Origin of the sequence: Kocuria sp. CPCC 205260, from assembly GCF_040981045.1 — a bacterium.
GTDB lineage: Bacteria > Actinomycetota > Actinomycetes > Actinomycetales > Micrococcaceae > Kocuria > Kocuria palustris.
The window spans coordinates 74,184-93,766 of the sequence record NZ_JAVKPT010000007.1 but is presented as its reverse complement, the minus strand read 5'-3'; the positions used below and the strand labels follow the sequence as shown (position 1 = coordinate 93,766).

The 19,583-nt window shown below is 70.2% G+C and carries 19 protein-coding genes and 1 riboswitch; of the genes, 18 read left to right on the top strand and 1 reads right to left on the bottom strand.

Annotation, left to right across the window (positions count from 1 at the left end; translation table 11 throughout):
- The first annotated feature begins 14 nt into the window (after positions 1–14).
- From frr to RF645_RS10990, 15 genes are all read left to right on the top strand, one after another.
- Positions 15–572 carry a ribosome recycling factor gene (frr, locus tag RF645_RS11060; protein WP_006214447.1) on the top strand — a complete coding sequence of 186 codons (558 nt, stop codon included), beginning with the start codon at positions 15–17 and terminating at the stop codon, positions 570–572.
- Positions 572–1,447: a phosphatidate cytidylyltransferase gene (locus tag RF645_RS11055; RefSeq protein ID WP_368819087.1), complete on the top strand. Its 876-nt coding sequence runs from the start codon at positions 572–574 to the stop codon at positions 1,445–1,447. Before frr ends, RF645_RS11055 begins: the two co-directional genes overlap by 1 nt.
- A gap of 6 nt (positions 1,448–1,453) precedes the next feature.
- Complete coding sequence (locus tag RF645_RS11050; protein ID WP_259903487.1) at positions 1,454–2,080, top strand: DivIVA domain-containing protein; 627 nt, start codon at positions 1,454–1,456, stop codon at positions 2,078–2,080.
- A 183-nt stretch (positions 2,081–2,263) separates the two neighbouring features.
- Positions 2,264–2,593: a DUF485 domain-containing protein gene (locus tag RF645_RS11045; protein ID WP_053448291.1), complete on the top strand. Its 330-nt coding sequence runs from the start codon at positions 2,264–2,266 to the stop codon at positions 2,591–2,593.
- Between the two features lie 4 nt (positions 2,594–2,597).
- Positions 2,598–4,217: a cation acetate symporter gene (locus RF645_RS11040; protein WP_137802174.1), complete on the top strand. Its 1,620-nt coding sequence runs from the start codon at positions 2,598–2,600 to the stop codon at positions 4,215–4,217.
- A gap of 214 nt (positions 4,218–4,431) precedes the next feature.
- Positions 4,432–4,719 carry a GlsB/YeaQ/YmgE family stress response membrane protein gene (locus RF645_RS11035; RefSeq protein WP_137802173.1) on the top strand — a complete coding sequence of 96 codons (288 nt, stop codon included), beginning with the start codon at positions 4,432–4,434 and terminating at the stop codon, positions 4,717–4,719.
- Positions 4,720–4,870: 151 nt separating this feature from the next.
- Entirely contained in the window at positions 4,871–6,145 is a 1,275-nt protein-coding gene (gene dxr, locus RF645_RS11030; RefSeq protein WP_368819085.1) for a 1-deoxy-D-xylulose-5-phosphate reductoisomerase, read from the top strand.
- 102 nt (positions 6,146–6,247) lie between these two features.
- A riboswitch (SAM riboswitch) is annotated at positions 6,248–6,360 on the top strand.
- Positions 6,361–6,459: 99 nt separating this feature from the next.
- Positions 6,460–7,338, top strand: a complete 879-nt coding sequence (locus RF645_RS11025; RefSeq protein WP_006214454.1) for a MetQ/NlpA family ABC transporter substrate-binding protein — start codon at positions 6,460–6,462, stop codon at positions 7,336–7,338.
- A 92-nt stretch (positions 7,339–7,430) separates the two neighbouring features.
- Entirely contained in the window at positions 7,431–8,456 is a 1,026-nt protein-coding gene (locus RF645_RS11020; protein WP_235044739.1) for a methionine ABC transporter ATP-binding protein, read from the top strand.
- Positions 8,453–9,112 (top strand): methionine ABC transporter permease, encoded by a 660-nt coding sequence (locus RF645_RS11015; protein ID WP_006214456.1) that lies wholly within the window; start codon positions 8,453–8,455, stop codon positions 9,110–9,112. The genes RF645_RS11020 and RF645_RS11015 overlap by 4 nt, the downstream gene beginning before the upstream one ends.
- Before the next feature lie 189 nt (positions 9,113–9,301).
- Positions 9,302–10,648: an RIP metalloprotease gene (locus tag RF645_RS11010; protein ID WP_006214457.1), complete on the top strand. Its 1,347-nt coding sequence runs from the start codon at positions 9,302–9,304 to the stop codon at positions 10,646–10,648.
- Between the two features lie 106 nt (positions 10,649–10,754).
- The gene (gene ispG / locus RF645_RS11005) at positions 10,755–11,918 is read left to right on the top strand and encodes a flavodoxin-dependent (E)-4-hydroxy-3-methylbut-2-enyl-diphosphate synthase (RefSeq protein WP_006214458.1); all 1,164 of its coding nucleotides are present in this window, start codon (positions 10,755–10,757) and stop codon (positions 11,916–11,918) included.
- On the top strand, positions 11,915–12,796 hold the full coding sequence (locus RF645_RS11000; RefSeq protein ID WP_006214459.1) for a DUF4081 domain-containing GNAT family N-acetyltransferase: 882 nt from the start codon (positions 11,915–11,917) through the stop codon (positions 12,794–12,796). Before ispG ends, RF645_RS11000 begins: the two co-directional genes overlap by 4 nt.
- Before the next feature lie 143 nt (positions 12,797–12,939).
- Complete coding sequence (locus RF645_RS10995; RefSeq protein WP_006214460.1) at positions 12,940–13,836, top strand: hypothetical protein; 897 nt, start codon at positions 12,940–12,942, stop codon at positions 13,834–13,836.
- 300 nt (positions 13,837–14,136) lie between these two features.
- Positions 14,137–15,936, top strand: coding sequence for a proline--tRNA ligase (locus RF645_RS10990; protein ID WP_006214461.1), 1,800 nt, complete (start codon positions 14,137–14,139; stop codon positions 15,934–15,936).
- 72 nt (positions 15,937–16,008) lie between these two features.
- On the opposite strand, the gene RF645_RS10985 is transcribed toward RF645_RS10990, so the two are convergent.
- Positions 16,009–16,974: a hypothetical protein gene (locus RF645_RS10985; protein ID WP_006214462.1), complete on the bottom strand. Its 966-nt coding sequence runs from the start codon at positions 16,972–16,974 to the stop codon at positions 16,009–16,011.
- Positions 16,975–17,208: 234 nt separating this feature from the next.
- On the opposite strand from RF645_RS10985, the gene rimP reads away from it, so the two are divergent.
- From rimP to RF645_RS10970, 3 genes are all read left to right on the top strand, one after another.
- The gene (gene rimP, locus RF645_RS10980; RefSeq protein WP_006214464.1) at positions 17,209–17,730 is read left to right on the top strand and encodes a ribosome maturation factor RimP; all 522 of its coding nucleotides are present in this window, start codon (positions 17,209–17,211) and stop codon (positions 17,728–17,730) included.
- A 218-nt stretch (positions 17,731–17,948) separates the two neighbouring features.
- On the top strand, positions 17,949–18,935 hold the full coding sequence (gene nusA, locus RF645_RS10975; RefSeq protein WP_024290153.1) for a transcription termination factor NusA: 987 nt from the start codon (positions 17,949–17,951) through the stop codon (positions 18,933–18,935).
- A gap of 156 nt (positions 18,936–19,091) precedes the next feature.
- On the top strand, positions 19,092–19,502 hold the full coding sequence (locus RF645_RS10970) for a YlxR family protein (RefSeq protein ID WP_082330964.1): 411 nt from the start codon (positions 19,092–19,094) through the stop codon (positions 19,500–19,502).
- The last annotated feature ends 81 nt before the right edge of the window (positions 19,503–19,583 follow it).

Genomic DNA, 19,583 nt, shown 5'->3' with positions numbered 1-19,583 from the left:
GCAAGGAGCTTGAAGTGATCGACGAGATCCACAACGAAGCCAAGACCGGCATGGACAAGGCCGTCGCGCACGCCGCCGACGAGTTCGCCGCCATCCGCACCGGACGCGCGAACCCCTCCCTGTTCGCCAACGTGACGGTCGAGTACTACGGCGCCCCCACGCCGCTGAACCAGCTGGCGTCCTTCCAGAACCCGGAGGCCCGCACGCTGCTCATCACGCCCTACGACCGCTCCGCCCTGGGGGAGATCGAGAAGGCGCTGCGCAACTCGGACGTCGGCGCCAACCCGGCCAACGACGGCAACGTGATCCGCGTGGTCATGCCGGAGCTGACGGAGGAGCGCCGCCGCGACTACGTCAAGATCGTGCACTCGAAGGCCGAGGACGGCCGCATCTCGGTGCGCAGCATCCGCCGCACGGCCAAGGAGGCCATCGAGAAGCTCGTCAAGGACGGGGAGATCGGAGAGGACGAGGGCAAGCGCGCCGAGAAGGAGCTCGACGCCCTGACCAAGAAGGCCTCGGAGCAGATCGACACCGCGGCCAAGAACAAGGAAGCAGAGCTGCTGAAGGTCTGATGCCCACCGTCGTCGAAGAGCCGTCGTCCGCCCCCGCCCAGAGGACCTCCCGCGCAGGCCGCAATCTGCCTGCCGCGATCGGAGTGGGCGCGGGGCTGATCGTCGTGCTCCTCGTCGGCCTGTTCCTGGTGCCGCCGGTGGTCGCCCTCCTGGCCGCCGCGGCCGCGGGCCTGGGCGTGTGGGAGGTCTGCGGCGCCCTGGCCCGCGGCGGCATCAAGGTGCCTCGCGCTCCCGCCGCCGTGGGCGCGGCCGTGCTGCCGCTGGCCGCCTTCGTCGGCGGGTCCGAGGCGCTGATCATCGCGCTGATCCTGGTCTGCACCGTCGTGATCCTCTGCCGCGTCTTCGGGCGGACCGACGGCATGGTCCTGTCCGTGATGTCGTCGCTGTTCGCGGTGACCTGGGTGGGCCTGCTGATCTCGCTGGCGGTCCTGCTGTTCCACACCCCGGAGGGCCCCGCCAAGGTCCTGCTCGTGATCCTCATGGCGGTCGGCAACGACACCTTCGGATACATCGCCGGCGTACTGTGGGGCAAGCACCCCATGGCACCGCGGATCAGCCCCAAGAAGACCTGGGAGGGCTTCGCCGGGTCCATGCTGGGCTCCCTCATCCTCGGCACGGTGCTGGGCGCGCTCATGCTCGACGTCCCCTGGTGGCACAGCACCGTCCTGGCCTTCTTCCTCGTCATCGTCTCCGCACTCGGCGACTTCTCCGAGTCCATGGTCAAGCGCGAGCTCGGGGTGAAGGACATGGGCGATCTCCTTCCCGGCCACGGCGGGGTCATGGACCGCATCGACTCGATCCTCTTCGCGATCCCGGTGGGCTACGTGGTCTTCGAGCTGCTGGTCGCGGTCGGCAGGCTTGGCCAAGGAGGCTGATCCGTCATGAGCACCGCAGCCGACACCCCTGACGCCGAGGGGACCGCAGGCGCACAGGCGCCGCAGGACGGCCTGGGCCTGGGACGGGTCGCCTCGCGCTCGTGGGGCTACCGCGTCGCCGACGTCGACGCCCTGCTGCTGCCGCTGCTCGGCTCGGGCCCCGGGGATGATGAGCCTGACGACAGCGTGCTTCCCGAGCCCGAGACGCTGCGCACCGCGACCTTCCGGCGTCAGCGCGGCGGCTACATCCCCGTCGAGGTCGACGCGGCGATCGACCGGCTCGAGGACCGTGCGGCCGCAGCCCATGCCCGGCGCCGTCAGGCGGAGGACGGCCCCCAGGCCTGGGACGACCGCATGGACCGCCGGCTCGAGCAGATCTACGGCCGGCTCCGCCGTCCGAGCGGACACCGCTTCCGCGCCCCGTCGTCGGCCTCGACCCGTGGCTACAGCGCCCGACAGGTCGATGAGCTGTGCGAGACGGTGCTCACCGAGATCGATCGCCAGCAGGCCCCGGATGCCGACATGATCCGCCGCGCGGTGTTCGACCCCGCCTACGGCCAGGACGTGTACGAGGAGAACCAGGTCGATGCCTTCCTGGATGCCCTCGTGGACCTGGTGCTGATCCTGGACTGAGCGCCGGCCGGGGGATGTCTTGGCAACTCGATGCCGTGTCTCGGAGTGGCGCCCTCAACCTTGAAGATCGCTGATTATGGTGTGTGTCACACCTGTGAGTAACAGAGCTCACGTCGACTCTTCATCGAGAGGATCCCCGTGACCGACCAGCCCCGCATCGCGGAGCCGACGGCAGAGGACTTCATGGCGGCCCAGGCTTCGCCTCAGTTCCAGTCCCTGCGCAGCACGCACCGCCGCTTCGTGTTCCCCATGACCGTGTTCTTCCTCGTCTGGTTCTTCCTCTACGTCCTGCTGTCCATCTACGCGCCGTCCTTCATGGGCCGCGAGGTGCTCGGCAACGTGAACCTCGGAGTGATCCTGGGCCTGTTGCAGTTCGTGACGACCTTCGGCATCACCGCGGCCTACGTGGTCTTCGCGAACAAGAACCTCGACAGCCAGGCGCAGGACATCCGCGCCGATCTCGAGGCCGGCGACTTCGCCTCCCGCTCCCGCAGCACCGGACAGGAGGCCTGAACCCATGAGCCCCCAGATCTCCCTGGCGGAGACATCCTCGAGCACGGTCGGATCGCCCTGGATCAACATGTCGATCTTCCTGGCCTTCGTGGCGGTGACCCTGGTCGTCGTCATCCGCGCCTCGAAGTCCACGCAGAGCGCGGCCGACTACTTCGCCGGAGGCCGCTCCTTCACCGGCACCCAGAACGGCCTGGCGATCGCCGGCGATTACCTCTCGGCGGCGTCGTTCCTCGGCATCGTGGGCGCGATCGCCGTGCAGGGCTACGACGGCTTCCTGTACTCGATCGGGTTCTTCGTGGCCTGGCTCGTGGCTCTGCTGCTGATCGCCGAGCCGCTGCGCAACACGGGCAAGTTCACGATGGCGGACGTCCTGTCCTTCCGCCTGCGCCAGACCCCCGTGCGCATGGCGGCGTCGATCTCCACTCTCAGCGTCACGCTCTTCTACCTCCTGGCGCAGATGGCAGGCGCGGGTGCGCTCGTGTCCCTGCTGCTGGGGGTGACCTCCAGCACCGGGCAGTCCGTGGTGATCCTGGCCGTGGGCGTCCTGATGATCGCCTACGTGCTGATCGGCGGCATGAAGGGCACCACGTGGGTGCAGATCATCAAGGCCTGCCTGCTGGTCGCCGGCGTGGCGGTCATGACGGTGTGGGCACTAGCAATGTTCGGCTTCAGCTTCTCCGGCCTGCTCGGGGGAGCCGTGGACACCGCAGGCGACCACGCGATCCTGGAGCCCGGGCTGCGCTACGGGCTCAGCGAGGTCACCAAGCTCGACTTCGTCTCCCTCGGCCTGGCCCTGGTGCTCGGCGCGGCGGGCCTGCCCCACGTGCTGATGCGCTTCTACACGGTCCCCACGGCCAAGGAGGCCCGCAAGTCGGTGGTCTGGGCCATCGTGCTGATCGGCACCTTCTACCTCTTCACCCTGGTGCTCGGCTATGCGGCCGCGGCCCTGATCGGCGCCGACCGCATCGCGGCGGCTCCGGGCGGAGTGAACTCGGCGGCGCCGCTGCTGGCCTACGAGCTCGGCGGATCCCTGCTGCTCGGGTTCATCGCAGCCGTCGCCTTCGCCACGATCCTGGCGGTCGTGGCGGGTCTGGCCATCACGGCATCGGCGTCGTTCGCCCACGACATCTACGGCAACGTGCTCAAGAAGGGCAAGGCCACCGGCAAGGAGGAGCTGCGGGTCGGCAAGATCACCGTGGTCGTGATCGGCGTCGTGGCCGTCCTGGGCGGGATCGGTGCGCAGGGGCAGAACGTCGCCTTCCTGGTGGCCCTGGCCTTCGCGGTCGCAGCCTCGGCGAACCTGCCCACGATCCTGTTCTCGCTGTACTGGAAGCGCTTCACCACCCGCGGCGCGGTGTGGTCCATGTACGGCGGCCTGATCACCGCGGTCGTGCTGATCATCTTCTCCCCGGTGATGTCCGGGGCGGAGACCTCAATGATCGCCAGCGCCGACTTCGCCTGGTTCCCGCTGACCAACCCGGGCATCGTCTCGATCCCGGTCGGCTTCCTGCTGGCCATCATCGGCTCGCTCACGGAGAGCCGCCGCGAGAACCGCGAGAAGCAGGCCGAGATGGAGGTCCGCTCCATGACGGGAGTCGGGGCCGAGCCCCCGGTCGATCACTGAGCTGCGCGGCTCTCGGATCATCTCGGGGCTGACCTGGGGCGATTCGATGCACAAGTGCATCTGAGAGAAGTGTGAGAGACGCCTCAGCGGCTCGGGGCTAGGATGCTCCCCCCGAGCCGCTCAGGGTCTACTCTCGAGGAGATGCTCAGCAGTCTGAGCACTCGACCCCCAGTTCAGGGACGTCGCACTTGCGTCCCGGAAGAGGAGAAGCACCATGATCGGATCCATCATCGCCTGGCTGGTTCTCGGCATCATCGCCGGCGCCATCGCCAAGCTCATCATGCCCGGCAAGCAGGGCGGCGGCATCGTGATGACCATCATCCTGGGCATCGTCGGCGCCTTCGTCGGCGGCCTGATCGCCATGGTCATCCCGGGCCTGCACCCGGCCGGCAGCACCCTGTCCATCGGCTCGATCGTGCTCGCCATCATCGGCGCGCTCGTCGTGCTGTTCATCTACGGCGCCCTCACCAAGGGCAGCCGCGGCGGTGCCGTCGAGCGCTGAGCCGACGCGTTCCGCAGCACCTGCAAGCGCCCCGTCCCTCGTCGAGAGGGGCGGGGCGCTTCGTCTCCTCCGGGCCAGGGGGCGTGCGCGGAAGGGGGGGCGCGTCCAACGCGCTCCGGCAGCGCTGGAGGCAGGTCGGCATACTGGAGCCATGTCCGAGATCTCCAGCGAACAGCGTCCCGCCCCCCAGGCTCCCCTGTGGGCCGAGTCCCAGCGCCGCATCTGCATCCTGGGCTCGACCGGCTCCATCGGCACGCAGGCGCTCGACGTCGTGCGCACCGCCGCGGCGTCGGCCGATCAGCAGGCCCCATTCCGGGTGGTGGCCCTGGCGGCCGGCTCGTCGAACCTCGAGCTGCTCGCGGAGCAGGCCGTCGAGACCCGGGCCCCGCTCGTGGCGACGTCCGGCGATGTCCAGGACGCGGCGCTGCTCGAGCGCATGATCGCCTCGCGGGTCCTGGCGCTGGGGGAGGACTATTCCCCGCAGATCCTCGCGGGATCGGAGGCCGCCGTGCAGGCGGCGCGAGCGCCGGGGGCCGATCTCGTCCTCAACGGCATCACCGGCTCGATCGGGCTGGCCCCCACCCTTGCCGCCCTGGAGGCCGGCAAGCTGCTGGCCCTGGCCAACAAGGAGTCGCTGATCGCCGGCGGTGAGCTGGTGCGCCGGGCCGCGCAGGCCTCCCCGCACGACGACCCGCTGATCCCCGTGGACTCCGAGCACTCAGCCCTGGCCCAGGCGCTGCGCAGCGGCGCGTCGGCAGAGGTCGACCGGCTCGTGCTGACGGCCTCCGGCGGACCCTTCCGCGGGCGCTCGCGCGATTCCCTGCGGGACGTGCGCCCGCAGGACGCCCTGGCCCATCCCACCTGGGACATGGGGCTGATGGTGACCACGAACTCCTCGACCATGGTCAACAAGGCCCTCGAGGTCCTCGAGGCCCACCTGCTCTTCGACATCCCCTTGGAGCGCATCGACGTGGTGGTGCACCCGCAGTCCGTCGTGCACTCGATGGTGCAGTTCGTGGACGGCTCCACCATGGCTCAGGCCTCCCCGCCGGACATGCGCCTGCCGATCGCGCTGGGCCTCGGCTGGCCGCATCGGGTCCCGGGCGCCGCCTCGCCGTGCGACTGGACTCAGGCGGCGACCTGGAGCTTCGAGCCGCTGGATGAGGAGGCCTTCCCAGCGGTGCGTCTGCTCAAGGAGGCGGCGGCTTCAGGGCCCACCGGCCCTGCCGTGTTCAACGCCGCGAACGAGCAGGCGGTCCTGGCCTTCCACGCCGGGCGCCTGCGCTTCCTGGAGATCGTCGAGCTCGTGGCCGAAGTCGTGCGGGAGCATGAGCCCGTCGACGAGCTGAGCCTCGAATCGGTGCTGGCAGCCGAGGCCTGGGCTCGCTCCCGCGCTGATGAGCTGGTGAGGCAGAGGCGTCGATGAGCCGGGACGCGGCCGACGTGCAGTCGGTGCCTGAGCCAGAGCCCGTGCCAGGCCTCGTGGGGGGCTCGCCCGCACCGGACTCAGATGCTAGGATCTGCGCCGGATGACGAGATCCGGCGCGAAGCTCTGGCTGGCCGGACGGCAACCCTCTCACCGTGGTGGGGTGCCCCAGATGACCATCCGGCTCCGGTTCCGCACCGCGGCAAGCACGGATTTGGGTTCGTGCGCAGCATCGATGCGCACGCCTGACGTTCAGCGCCGCCGGTCACCCCGATGGGATCGGACAGCTCGCTGAACGAAAGGCAACCCCTCCCATGCGCGCACACCGTCTCTCCGCCCTGGCCGTGACCACAGTCCTCGGCCTGACCCTCGCCGGCTGCGGCGGCGGCGGCGACTCCGATGAGGCCCCCTACGACGACGGGGTCATCAAGATCGGCGTCGTCGGCACCACCCCCGTGAACGAGGCCCTCGTGGAGAAGGCCGAGGAGGAGGGCATCACCGTCGAGCTGGTCGAGCTCTCCGAGTACAGCCAGGTCAACCCGGCGACCGTCTCCGGCGACGTCGACATGAACTGGTTCCAGCACATCGCGTACCTGGCGGACTACAACAACAGCTCCGGGGAGAGCATCACCCCGATCGCCTCGACCTCGATCTACCCGCTGGGCCTGTACTCCAACAAGTACGAGTCGCTCGAGGACATCCAGGACGGCGACGAGATCGCCATCCCCAACGACTCGATCAACCAGTCGCGCGCGCTGCTGCTGCTGCAGGCCAACGGCCTGGTCGAGTTCACCTCGGACACCACCGCCCCGACCGAGTCGGACATCGACACCGAGGCCTCGAAGGTCTCCGTCACCCCGGTCTCGGCCGAGCAGACCGTGCTGTCTCTGGACTCCGTGGCCGGCTCCGTCATCAACAACGACTTCCTGGCCCGCGGCGACATCGATCCCGATTCGGCCCTGGCCTCCGACGGCGCCGAGAACGAGAACGCCCGTCCGTACGTGAACCTGTTCGCCACCACCGAGGCCAACAAGGACGACGAGACCCTCCACAAGGTCGCCGATCTCTTCCACACCCCGGAGGTCGAGGAGGCCGAGAAGGAGGACAGCAAGGGCACCGCGGTGACCATGGACCTCTCGCAGGAGGAGCTGGAGCAGGTCCTCTCCGATTACGAGGAGGACCTCCAGAAGTGACCCCGGCCGAGCAGTTCCACCCCGGCAGCGAGCCGGTGGCCGACGCCGCTGACACGCAGCGGCGTCGGCCCGGGCCCGAGACCGAGGCGATCGTGCGCTTCGACGGCGTCACCAAGTCCTTCACCACGGGCAAGGGCAGGACCAAGCGGGACGTGACCGCAGTCGACGATGTCACCCTCGACATCCGCCGAGGCGAGATCTTCGGCGTGATCGGCTACTCGGGTGCCGGCAAGTCCACGCTCGTGCGCCTGATCAACGGCCTGGAGCCGGTGACCTCCGGCGTCGTCGAGGTCGACGGCCGCCGGGTCGACGGCCGCACCGAGAATCAGCTGGCCCCGATCCGTCGCGACATCGGCATGATCTTCCAGCAGTTCAACCTGTTCACGTCGCGCTCCGTGGCCGGCAACGTCGAGTACCCGCTGAAGCAGGCGGGCTGGTCGGCGGCCGATCGCAGGGCGCGCGTGAAGGAGCTGCTCGAGTTCGTCGGGCTCTCTGAGCGGGCGGGCAACTACCCCGAGCAGCTCTCGGGCGGGCAGAAGCAGCGCGTGGGCATCGCCCGGGCGCTGGCTGCCAACCCCAAGATCCTGCTGGCCGACGAGTCCACCTCCGCACTGGACCCGGAGACCACCCAGGAGGTGCTGGCGCTGCTGCGCCGGGCCAACCGGGAGTTCGGGATCACGGTCGTGCTGATCACCCACGAGATGGACGTGGTGCGCTCGATCGCCGATCGCGTCGCGGTCATGGACAGCGGACGCGTGGTCGAGATGGGCCCCACGGCCCAGATCTTCTCGGCCGGGCAGTCGCCCACGACCCGTCGCTTCGTCTCCACCGTCGTCCACGCCGAGCCGGACGCCGAGGAGCTCGCGCACCTGCGCGCGCGCCACGACGGCCGCCTGGTGGTCATGGAGATCCGCGAGGGCGTCGATGTCGGCACGGTGCTCAGCCGCGCCGCCGCTGAGCGCGGCGTGGGCTTCAGGATCGTGTTCGGCGGGGTGTCGGTGCTGCAGGAGCAGTCCTTCGGCTCCCTGACCGTCGAGCTGCTGGGTGATCCCCAGGCCGTGGAGGACACGATCGCCCGGCTTGCAGAGGCCACGACCGTGAAGGAGGTGTCGGCATGACCAACTGGTCCGTTCTCGGCCCTCAGCTGCTGACGTCCATCGGCGAGACCCTCTACATGGTCGTGGTGACCATGATCATCGCGGGCTTCCTGGGTCTCGTCTTCGGCGTCGCGCTGTACGTCACGCGTCCGGGCGGCATCTATGCGAACCGCCCGCTGAACACCGCGATCAACCTGATCGTGAACTTCGTGCGGCCGATCCCGTTCATCATCCTGCTGGCGGCCCTCGGCCCGCTGACGGAGACGGTGATCGGGACCAGGCTCGGGCAGAACGCCGCGATCTTCGCCATGACGATCGCCGCGCTGTTCGCGGTCGCGCGCATCGTCGAGCAGAACCTCATGTCGGTGGATCCCGGTGTGATCGAGGCGGCTCGCTCCATGGGCGTCTCGCGGTTCCGGATCATCACCACGGTGATCCTGCCGGAGGCCCTGGGCCCTCTGGTGCTCGGCTACACGTTCCTGGTCATCGGTGTGACCGACATGTCCGCCATGGCCGGTGCCATCGGCGCTGGCGGTCTGGGCGACTTCGCGCTGCGGCTGGGCTACCAGCGCTTCAACGACGAGGTCACCTGGGCTGCGGTCGCGGTCATCATCGTCCTGGTGCAGACCGTGCAGTTCGTCGGCAACGCCATGGCGCGCAGGATCATGCGCCGCTGACCCGTCAGCGGCACCGCCTCACGGGCGCGGGCCCGGCTTCCTCCAGGGGAGCCGGACCCGCGCCCGTCGTCGTGATCCTCATCTTTCCCCGGGCCCCGTCCTGAGGGACCACGACGACGGGCGAAGCCCACGGAAGCCCACGGGCGAGGCAACCGCTGTGCCGTCCTGCCGGTGTGGTGGGATATGCGCGTGAGCGTCCTGATCTTCGTCCTCGGCGTCCTGCTGGCAGCCCTGGCCCTCATCGCCTCGATCGCCCTGCACGAGGTGGGACACCTGCTGCCCGCCAAGCTGTTCCGGGTGCGAGTGATGCAGTACATGGTGGGCTTCGGGCCCACGCTGTTCTCGCGGGTGCGCGGGGAGACGGAGTACGGGATCAAGGCCGTCCCCCTGGGCGGCTACGTGGCCATGGTCGGCATGTATCCGCCGGCGGCCGGCCACCGAGCCGGCGTGGACTCCACCGGGGTCATGCAGCAGATGACGTCGCAGACCCGATCCGTGGCAGCGGCCCAGCTCCTGCCGGGGGACGAGGACCGGGCCTTCTATCGCCTGCCGGTGTGGAAGCGCATCGTGATCATGCTCGGCGGGCCGATCATGAACCTGCTGATCGCGATCGTGTGCATCACGGTGCTCGTCACGGGCTTCGGCTCCCAGCAGCCCACCACCACGCTGGCCACGGTGAGCCGCTGCGTGCAGGCCGTGGACCCGGCCGCCGCCTCCCAGTCCGCACCGGCCTCCGAGGGGGAGTGCGCGCAGGACGACCCCGCGGCTCCGGCGCACGCGGCGGGGCTGCGCCCCGGAGATGTCGTCGTGTCCCTGGGCGGCAGCCGGGTCGAGTCCTGGGACGAGCTCACCGAGATCGTCCGGGAGGGGGCCGGCCAGCCGATCGAGGTCGTCTACGACCGCGACGGCGAGCGCGCTTCGACCACGATCACTCCGGTGGAGACCTCGCGTCCGGCCGTCGACTCCACCGGTGCCCCGATCGTGGAGGACGGGCGCTACGTCATGCAGGACGTGGGATTCATCGGCGCCTCATCGTTCACCGAGCTGACCCCGCAGCCGATCAGCGCGGTGCCGGGGGAGGTGCTGAACGGTCTGGAGCGCGTGGCCGGCGGGCTCATTCGGCTGCCGGTCAACGTGTGGAACGTGGCCGTGTCGACCTTCACGGACGCCCCGCGCGACCCGGAGGGGCCCATGTCCGTCGTGGGCGTGGGGCGGATCTCCGGTGAGGTCGCCAGCACGGATCAGCTCGAGCTGCGGGAGAAGACCGCCACCCTGGTGGGGCTCGTGGGGTCGGTGAACCTGGCCCTGTTCGCCTTCAACCTCATCCCGCTGCTGCCCTTGGACGGCGGGCACATCGCCGGTGCGCTGTGGGAGCGGATCCGCCGCACCGCCGCGCGCGTGCTGGGCCGCAGGGACCCCGGGCCGTTCGATCCGCTGCGGCTGCTGCCGATGACCTACGCCGTCTCGCTGACCATGCTCGCAATGACCGCGGTGCTGGTGCTGGCAGATCTGATTGAGCCGGTGCAGCTGCTCTGAGGCGCCGCAGTCAGGCATGAGCCGTGGCTCACTCCGCGGACGAACCGGGTTGACCGCTGGGGCACAATGGAGGCCGATCCATCCTCGACGCAATCAGGAGCCAACTGTGAGTCCGGTCAGCCTGGGCATGCCCGCCGCACCCCTTCCCGTCCTCTCGCCTCGCCGCAAGACCCGGCAGATCCGCGTGGGCTCGGTGGGTGTGGGCTCGGACTCCCCGGTGAGCGTGCAGTCCATGACCACCACGCCCACCACCGACATCAACGGCACGCTGCAGCAGATCGCCGAGCTCAACGCCGCCGGCTGTGACATCGTGCGCGTGGCCTGCCCTTCCCAGGACGACGCCGACGCGCTGCCGATCATCGCCATGAAGTCCCCGATCCCGGTGATCGCGGACATCCACTTCCAGCCCAAGTACGTCTTCGCCGCGATCGACGCAGGCTGCGCCGGAGTGCGTGTGAATCCGGGCAACATCCGCAAGTTCGACGACCAGGTCGGCGAGATCGCCCGTGCAGCCAAGGACGCCGGCGTCTCGATCCGCATCGGCGTGAACGCGGGCTCGCTCGACAGGCGCCTCATGGAGAAGTACGGCAAGGCCACCCCGGAAGCGCTGGCCGAGTCCGCGCAGTGGGAGGCCTCGCTGTTCGAGGAGCACGACTTCCACGACTTCAAGATCTCGGTCAAGCACAACGACCCCGTGACCATGGTGCGCGCCTACCAGCTGCTGGCCGAGCGCGGCGACTGGCCCCTCCACCTGGGCGTGACGGAGGCCGGTCCCGCGTTCCAGGGCACCATCAAGTCCGCCACGGCTTTCGGCGCCCTGCTCTCCCAGGGCATCGGCGACACGATCCGTGTCTCGCTGTCGGCTCCTCCGGTCGAGGAGGTCAAGGTCGGCGCCCAGATCCTGCAGTCGCTGGGCCTGCGTCCCAAGAAGCTCGAGATCGTCTCCTGCCCGTCGTGCGGGCGGGCCCAGGTGGATGTCTACAAGCTGGCCGACGACGTCACCGAGGGGCTCAAGGACCTGACGGTGCCGCTGCGGGTGGCCGTCATGGGCTGCGTCGTCAACGGTCCCGGTGAGGCGCGCGAGGCCGATCTGGGCGTGGCCTCCGGCAACGGCAAGGGCCAGATCTTCGTGAAGGGCGAGGTCATCCGCACCGTCCCGGAGGATCAGATCGTGGAGACCCTGATCACCGAGGCCAACCGCGTCGCAGAGGAGATGGGCCTGGAGGAGGACGAGGAGTCCGGCGCCTCGCCCACCGTCACCGTCGGGTGAAGCTCTTCTCGAACGCGCAGACGCGGCTGGTCCCGCCCCACGCCGTTCCGCGCTCGGAGCTCGACCGGCTCCTCGGACAGGATCCGATCTCCTCGGTGTTCGTCGCCGAGCACGTGGCGCAGCTGCGCGACGTGCCCTCCCGCGCGAGGCAGCCGGTCGTCGGACTCGCACGCGGTCATCGTCCCCGCCCCGGCGCAGCGGGGCGCTCGCTCGAGCTCTCGGGCGCCTGCTGGGTCGGCTCCAACGTGGTCCCCGTCCATCTGGGGGAGGGAGGGGCGGAGGCCGTCGGCGCGCACCTGGTCGGCGCGCGCCAGGCCCGAGCCTCCTTCTTCGGCCCCCGCGACGACGTCCTGGCGCTATGGGCAGCGGTGCAGCGCCGCTGGCGCGAGCCGTTCGCCATCCGGCAGTGCCAGCCGCTGCTGAGCATCGATCAGGCCCCTGCGCTCGAAGGGCACCCCGAGGTGCGCCTGGGGCGTCCCGGCGAGATCGAAGCCGTGCAGCCGGCCAGTGCGGCCATGTTCGAGGAGGAGGTCGGCTTCTCCCCGTACGTGGAGGGCAGGGAGTCCTATGTCCGCCGCGTCCAGCAGCTGCTGGCCCGGCAGCGCACCTTCGTGCTGATGCGCGACGGTCGGGTGGACTTCAAGGCGGATCTCGGCGCCGCGGCGGGCGATGTCTGCCAGATCCAGGGCGTGTGGGTGCGCCCCGAGCTGCGGGGCAGGGGGCTGGCGGCTCCCTGCATGGCCGCCGTCGTGGAGCAGGCGCTGCAGCGCTTCCAGGCCGTGAGCCTCTACGTCAACGACTACAACACCGCCGCGCTGCGGACGTACGAGCGGGTGGGATTTCAGCGGCACGGGACCTTCGCGACCGTGCTCTTCTGAGGCCGGAGTGCCGGTTCGCGCGGCAGGTTCACAATAGTTTTTGTTGCTCCCGGCATTCGATGCCGGGCAGCTCGTCCCGACTCGCTCGTCTGCCTTCCCGAGCGCACCCGCCGAACGGCGAGCCTGCGAAAGGCCCTCACGCCATGGCCCAGCAGCTGCGCTTCCGCACCCTCTTCGCCGGCACCGCCATCGCGGCGCTCGCGCTGACCGGCTGCGTCCAGTCCACCGACGACGAGGGCGGGGACGACAGCTCGTCGTCCTCCGAGGAGAGCTCGGCCCCCGAGTCGAGCGCCCCCGAGGAGACCACCGAGGCCTCGGAGGAGAGTGCGGAGTCCACCGACGAGGAGTCGTCGGACGACGAGTCGGCTTCGGAGGACGAGTCCGCCTCGGACGACGCATCGGCCTCCGAGGACGAGTCCTCGGACTCCTCCTCCAGCTCTGCCGCTTCCGGCGAGGCCCCGGAGGACCTCTCGGACTCCGACCTGCTCAGCAGCCTGTCCACGCAGATCAACGGCGCCCAGCTCATGGCGATCACCGCCGACCAGCTCGCCTCCACCGGCACCGATCCGGAGGAAGATCTGCTGGAGGCTTTCGGGGAGGACTTCGCCGTCTCGCCCGCCAGCTGCCAGGACCCGTTCCTGAACGCCCTGCTGGGCGGAGTCCATGACACGGACGGCGTCCTGGCTGTGGATCAGGAGGGCTCCCTGATGGTCTCGGCCGAGACCTTCGATGACGCCGCCGCCGCAGAGGACGCCCTGCAGGCCGACCGCGACGCCGCCGATGGCTGCGGCGAGGTCGAGGTCACTGCGGACGGCACCTCCGGATCCGCTGAGCTGTCCACCTCGGATCTCGAGGTCGAGGGTGCCGACAGCGCCTACGAGGCCACCGTGGAGAACGAGGGCGAGTCCTACTCCACCGCCGGAATGGCCTATGGCAACACCGTGATCATGGTGGTCGACACGGGGCAGTACGAGGGCGATCCCGCCCCGGACAATGCCGCGCTGCTCGAGGAGGTCGCGACCGCCCTCTCCGAGGGCTGAGTCGCAGCCTCCGCAGCCTCCGCAGCGTCCGGCCCCTGACGGGAGCCGCACCGCCTCGACGGCCCGAGGAGCACCTGCAGCGCCAGGTGCTCCTCGGGCCGTCGTCGTTCCCGCCCTGTCCCGGATCGTGGTGCTGCGGGGCCTCACAGCGCGCTGTCCGGACGCCCGCGGAAGCGGGCCGTCGGGGCTAGGATGGGCGGGATCCGGACCCGGACGTCAATGCTGACGGCACCGCGCACCGCCGGAAGGGCGCCGCTCATCGGCGGTGCCGAACGTGACGACCTGTGAAACGGAGCGCCTGTGGCACTGCGCCTCTCCTCCCTGTTCCTGCGCACCCTGCGCGAAGACCCGGTCGATGCCGAGGTCGCCAGCCATCGTCTGATGGTCCGCGCCGGGCTGATCCGCCGAGCCGCGCCGGGGATCTACACATGGCTTCCGCTGGGGCTGAGCGTTCTGCGGAAGGTCGAGGAGATCGTCCGCGAGGAGATGGCCGGGATCGGGGCCCAGGAGGTCCACTTCCCGGCCCTGCTGCCGCGCGAGCCCTACGAGGCGACCGGCCGCTGGGAGGACTACGGCGACAACCTCTTCCGCCTCAAGGACCGCAAGGACGCGGACTACCTGCTGGCGCCCACGCACGAGGAGATGTTCACCCTCCTGGTCAAGGACCTGTACTCGTCGTACAAGGACCTGCCGGTGCGGCTCTACCAGATCCAGACCAAGTACCGCGATGAGGCCCGCCCCCGGGCCGGGCTCATCCGCTCGCGCGAGTTCATCATGAAGGACTCGTACTCCTTCGACATCGACGACGCCGGCCTGGAGGAGTCCTACCGCCTGCACCGCGAGGCCTATGTCCGGCTCTTCGACCGGCTCGGGCTGCCCGTCGTGGCCGTCGCCGCCACCTCCGGGGCCATGGGCGGCTCGCGCTCGGAGGAGTTCCTGCACCCCACGCCCATCGGCGAGGACACCTTCGTGCGCTCGCCGGGCGGCTACGCGGCCAACGTCGAGGCCGTGACCACCGTGGTGCCGGACTCCCTGCCGCTCGAGGGCCAGCCGGAGGCGCATGTGGAGCACACGCCGGACTCCGCCACCATCGAGACCCTTGTGCAGCGCTCCGACGAGATGCACCCCAAGGACGACGGCCCCTGGTCGGCCGCTGAGACGCTGAAGAACGTCGTGCTCGCCGTCACCACCCCGGAGGGCGAGCGGCGCCTCGTGGTCATCGGGCTGCCGGGCGATCGCGGCGTGGATCTCAAGCGCGTCGAGGCCGGGATCGGCGCCCTGATCGGCGTCGGGGGAGAGGTCGAGGTCGAGCAGGCCACGGAGGCCGATCTGGCCAAGCACCCGCAGATCGTCAAGGGCTACCTGGGTCCGGGCCTGAGCCTGGAGGAGCCGCTGCTGGGCGTGAAGTCGACCACCGGGCTGCCCTACTACGTGGATCCCCGCGTGGTCCCGGGCTCGCGCTGGCTCACCGGTGCGAACATCGCCGACCGACACGTCTACGACCTCGTGGCCGGCCGCGACTTCACCTGGGACGGCACGGTCGAGTGCGCCGAGGTGCTGCCCGGCGACCCGGCCCCGGACGGCTCCGGGCCGCTGGAGGCCGCTCGGGGCATCGAGATGGGCCATGTGTTCCAGCTCGGGCGCAAGTACGCCGAGTCCCTGGGGCTGAAGGTCCTGGACCAGAACGGCAAGCAGGTCGTGGTGACCATGGGCTCCTACGGCTTCGGCGTCACCCGCGCGGTGGCCGCGCTCGTGGAGTCGAACCACGACGACAAGGGCATCATCTGGCCGCGCCACCTGGCCCCGGCGGACATCCACGTGGTCCCCACGGGCAAGGGCGAGGAGGCCGCCGAGGCGGCCGAGCAGATCGTCGCCCAGCTCGAGGAGGCCGGCGTCAGGGTGCTGTTCGACGACCGGAAGAAGGTCTCCCCGGGCGTGCGCTTCGGCGACTTCGAGCTGCTCGGCGTGCCGAGCATGCTCGTGATCGGCCGCGGGCTGGCCGATGGCCTGCTCGAGATCAAGGATCGGGCCACGAGCGATTCCCGCGAGATCCGCCGCGAGGACGTCGTCGCGGAGGTCCTGGCCGAGATCGGCCGCTGAGTCCGTCGCATCCATGACGAGGGGCCCGAGCCGCACGGCTCGGGCCCCCTCGCGATCTGCTGCGGTGCGGCCTCAGTCCTGAAGACCGGGCAGCGGCCCCACGGGCTGATCGTCCTGCGCCCGGGCGATGGCCAGGCGCATGAGCACCGCAGTGCCGGGGTCGGGGGAGGGGGAGTCGAGCTCCTGGGCCTGGGGATCGGATGCCGCGGCGATCTGGGCCAGGGCGGTGTCCTGGAGCTGGTCCATGAGCCGGTCGCGGGCGGCATCCGGATCGTCGCGGAAGCCCTCGGGCATGCCGGGGGAGCCGTCGATCACGGACGGGTGGCGCTGCTCGAGGGCGGCGAGCCAGTCGCTGTCCTGGACCGGCAGCAGGGCCTCTGCCCAAGCTGAGGAGTCCGGCCTCTGGTGGGACGGCAGGTGCGACCAGGTCCGGGCTGCGTCCCTGGCCTGTCCGAGCTGGCGGGCCAGGGCCAGCTCGGGATGCGGCGACTCTCCCGCGGCCGTCGGCGCCGGGTCCTGGCCGTCCTGCGCGGCCGGCAGGGCGTCGTCACCGGTGAGCTCGGGGACGGCGCGCTCGACCTTCTTCGCATCGGCGCCGAGCTCCAGGGCCGTGGCGGCGCGATGGGCGGCGATCGAGCTGAGGACGACCTGCTGCTCGGGCGGTGCGGACGGGCCGTGGACGATCATCCGAGCACTGGACAGGAAGGCGCCTGGCAGGCCGGGGACGTAGTCGGCCTGGCTCACGCCCACGGGCGCACCCTGCTCGTCGGCGGCCTCGAGCGCGCGCTCGGAGGGCTGCAGCGCGTCGAGCTGGTCCTGCAGCTCCGCTCGCAGCTCGTCCTGCTGCGCCTGGGGAAGCTCGTCGAGGCCCTCCGAGTCCAGCAGCTGCTCGGTGTCCCGGTAGACCTGTGCCACGGCGATCTCCCCGTCGTCGGCAGGACGCCCCGGGCCCAGCCGCCAGATCAGCACCGCCAGAAGGATCACGACCAGAGCCGCCGCGACGATCGCGGCGGCTCGGCCGCGGGAGGTCAGCTTCATGCCGGGAGGCTCCTTGCTGCTCAGGCGGGGCATCCCGCTCGGGCTCATGTGCGCCCATGGTAGGTCGCACCCGGGGACGGCGGTGGGTCGGGCTGTCCCAGCCAGCCGCTACGCTCGTGCGCACAAGCGCTCTCGGCGGCTCGGACTCGGCCCGCGTGCCGGGAGCGGGATGCGGAGAAGCTGCCCGAACGCAGCCGGTCCCGCACCGACTACCCGAAGACGCAGGAGGACATCGTGAGCGAGCACCCCGCCCAGGACCCGCTGGCGGCCAAGCTGCAGGAGCTGCTGAGCCCCGTGGTCGAGGCTCAGGGCCTGTTCCTGGAGGACGTCGAGGTGGAGGGCTCGGGCTCCCAGCGGATCGTGCAGGTCCTGGTCGATCTGCCGGAGGACCGCACCGACGGCGTCGACATGGAGGACATCGCCCGCGCATCGCAGGCCGTCTCGGAGGAGCTCGACCGCACGGATCCGGTCGACGGTCCCGCCTACGAGCTCCAGGTCTCCTCGCCCGGGGCCGCTCGCGCGCTGGAGCGCCCGCGGCACTGGCGGCGCTCGGTCGGTCGGCTCGTGGACGTGCAGCCGGTGGATCGCACCACGCACGGGCGCAGCTTCGAGGCCCGCGTGCTGGAGGTCCAGGGCGAGCAGGTCACCCTGCAGCGCAGCACCCAGGTCAAGAAGGGCATGCCCATCAAGCTGCAGGACCCGGAGACCTGGGACCTGTCGCAGATCAAGCAGGCCCGGGTCCGCGTCGAGGACTGAGCTGCTCGTCCCGCCGGGGCGGTGGTGAGCGCACCGGTGTAGACTGCCTGGCTGACACCGGCGGCGCCGAGGGCCTCGAGCACCCTTCGCAGGCACCCGCGCAGCGCCGTCATAGACCCGCGAACAGCGTTCCGTCCCACCGGACGGTGCGCTGTCGTCGCACTCGGGGTCCTCGCGCGGCGGGGAGCCCGATCGGCTCGATCCGGAAAGGCCCCTCGATGGACATCGATATGAGCGCCCTGCGCATGCTGGAGCGCGAGAGCGACATCCCGCTGGATCTGCTGATCCCCACCATCGAGCAGGCGCTCGTGCTCGCCTACCAGCGCTCGCCCGGGGCCATCAAGGACGCCCGCGCGGAGCTGGACACCAAGACCGGCCGCGTGACCATCTGGGCCGCCGAGGTCGACGAGGACGGCAACCGGGTGGGCGAGTTCGACGACACCCCCTCCGGCTTCGGGCGCATCGCCGCCTCCACGGCTCGCAGCGTGATCGTGCAGAAGCTGCGCGACGTCGAGGACGACACCGTGCTGGGCCACTTCAAGGGCCGTGAGGGCGAGATCGTCTCCGGGCAGATCCAGCAGGGCCGCAACCCCCAGATGATCCAGATCGATCTGGGCACCGTGGAGGGCGTCCTGCCCCCGCACGAGCAGGTTCCCGGCGAGAAGTACACCCACGGCAGCCGGATCCGCGCCTTCGTCGTGGAGGCCAAGCGCGGTCCCAAGGGGCCGTCGATCACCCTGTCGCGCTCCCACCCGGACCTGGTGCGCCGCCTCTTCGAGTTCGAGGTCCCGGAGATCGCCCAGGGCGACGTCGAGATCATGGCGATCGCCCGCGAGGCCGGCCACCGCACGAAGATGGCGGTCGTGGCCAACACTCAGGGGATCAACGCCAAGGGCGCGTGCATCGGCGAGATGGGCACCCGCGTGCGCGCGGTGATGAACGAGCTCGGCGGCGAGAACATCGACATCGTCGACTGGTCGGGCGACCCCGCCCGCTTCATCGCCGCCGCGCTGTCGCCGGCGAGCGTGGTGCGTGTGGACGTGCTCGACGAGCGCGGCCGCTCGGCCCGCGCTGTGGTCCCCGACAGCAAGCTGTCGCTGGCCATCGGCAAGGAGGGGCAGAACGCCCGCCTCGCAGCCAAGCTGACCGGATGGCGGATCGACATCCTCTCGGAGTCGGACGACCGCCAGCGCCGCGAGGCCTGAGCGGATCGCGAGGCCCGGCCTCCGCTGCGCCCGGCTCGACGGCACGGGAGAGGACAGCCTCCGGGCATCGGATGGTCCCGATCCCTCCGGCCGTCCGGGCCGGCCCGGAGTGCGCTGTGCGCGGCGATACTGCGTGGGCGTCCCGGGAGGAGTAGGATGGTCGTCGGTCCAGCCGCAGCCGTGCCCGCCTCCAGCAGGAGCGCTCGGCCCTCGCGGATCCGGCAGGAAGAGGTGCGTACACACGTGGGACACGTTCCGCAGCGCACCTGCATCGGCTGCCGCGAGGTCGTCGGCCAGGACCGGCTCGTGCGTCTGAGCCTCGTCGCAGGAGAGCAGGAGCCCGTCGTGGTTCCTGATCCCGCGCGTCGGCTCGGAGGTCGCGGAGCGTGGCTGCACCCTTCGCGCGAATGCGCGGACAGGGCCCTTCGACGGAGAGCCTTCAATCGGGCCTTCCGGCGATCCGTTCCGATCCAGGACGAGGCGCTGCTGATCGAGCAGATCCTCCAGGGCGATCGGGACGGCAGCACCAGCACGACCGTCGCAGTCCGGACTGCGGCCGGAAGATGACCTCATCCCGCACGGCATGGGACTGAGGACACAGGATGCACTTGATGGGGAAGCGAGCAAGAAGCTGATGGACATCCGATG

Bases quoted from the DNA above. Each gene is read 5' to 3' on its own strand.
- RF645_RS11055 (WP_368819087.1), top strand. From the start codon at position 572: ATGCCCACCGTCGTCGAAGAGCCGTCGTCCGCCCCCGCCCAGAGGACC.
- RF645_RS11050 (WP_259903487.1), top strand. From the start codon at position 1,454: ATGAGCACCGCAGCCGACACCCCTGACGCCGAGGGGACCGCAGGCGCA.
- RF645_RS11045 (WP_053448291.1), top strand. From the start codon at position 2,264: ATGGCGGCCCAGGCTTCGCCTCAGTTCCAGTCCCTGCGCAGCACGCAC.
- RF645_RS11040 (WP_137802174.1), top strand. From the start codon at position 2,598: ATGAGCCCCCAGATCTCCCTGGCGGAGACATCCTCGAGCACGGTCGGA.
- RF645_RS11035 (WP_137802173.1), top strand. From the start codon at position 4,432: ATGATCGGATCCATCATCGCCTGGCTGGTTCTCGGCATCATCGCCGGC.
- dxr (WP_368819085.1), top strand. From the start codon at position 4,871: ATGTCCGAGATCTCCAGCGAACAGCGTCCCGCCCCCCAGGCTCCCCTG.
- RF645_RS11025 (WP_006214454.1), top strand. From the start codon at position 6,460: ATGCGCGCACACCGTCTCTCCGCCCTGGCCGTGACCACAGTCCTCGGC.
- RF645_RS11015 (WP_006214456.1), top strand. From the start codon at position 8,453: ATGACCAACTGGTCCGTTCTCGGCCCTCAGCTGCTGACGTCCATCGGC.
- RF645_RS10995 (WP_006214460.1), top strand. From the start codon at position 12,940: ATGGCCCAGCAGCTGCGCTTCCGCACCCTCTTCGCCGGCACCGCCATC.
- RF645_RS10985 (WP_006214462.1), bottom strand. From the start codon at position 16,974: ATGAAGCTGACCTCCCGCGGCCGAGCCGCCGCGATCGTCGCGGCGGCT.
- nusA (WP_024290153.1), top strand. From the start codon at position 17,949: ATGGACATCGATATGAGCGCCCTGCGCATGCTGGAGCGCGAGAGCGAC.
- RF645_RS10970 (WP_082330964.1), top strand. From the start codon at position 19,092: ATGGTCGTCGGTCCAGCCGCAGCCGTGCCCGCCTCCAGCAGGAGCGCT.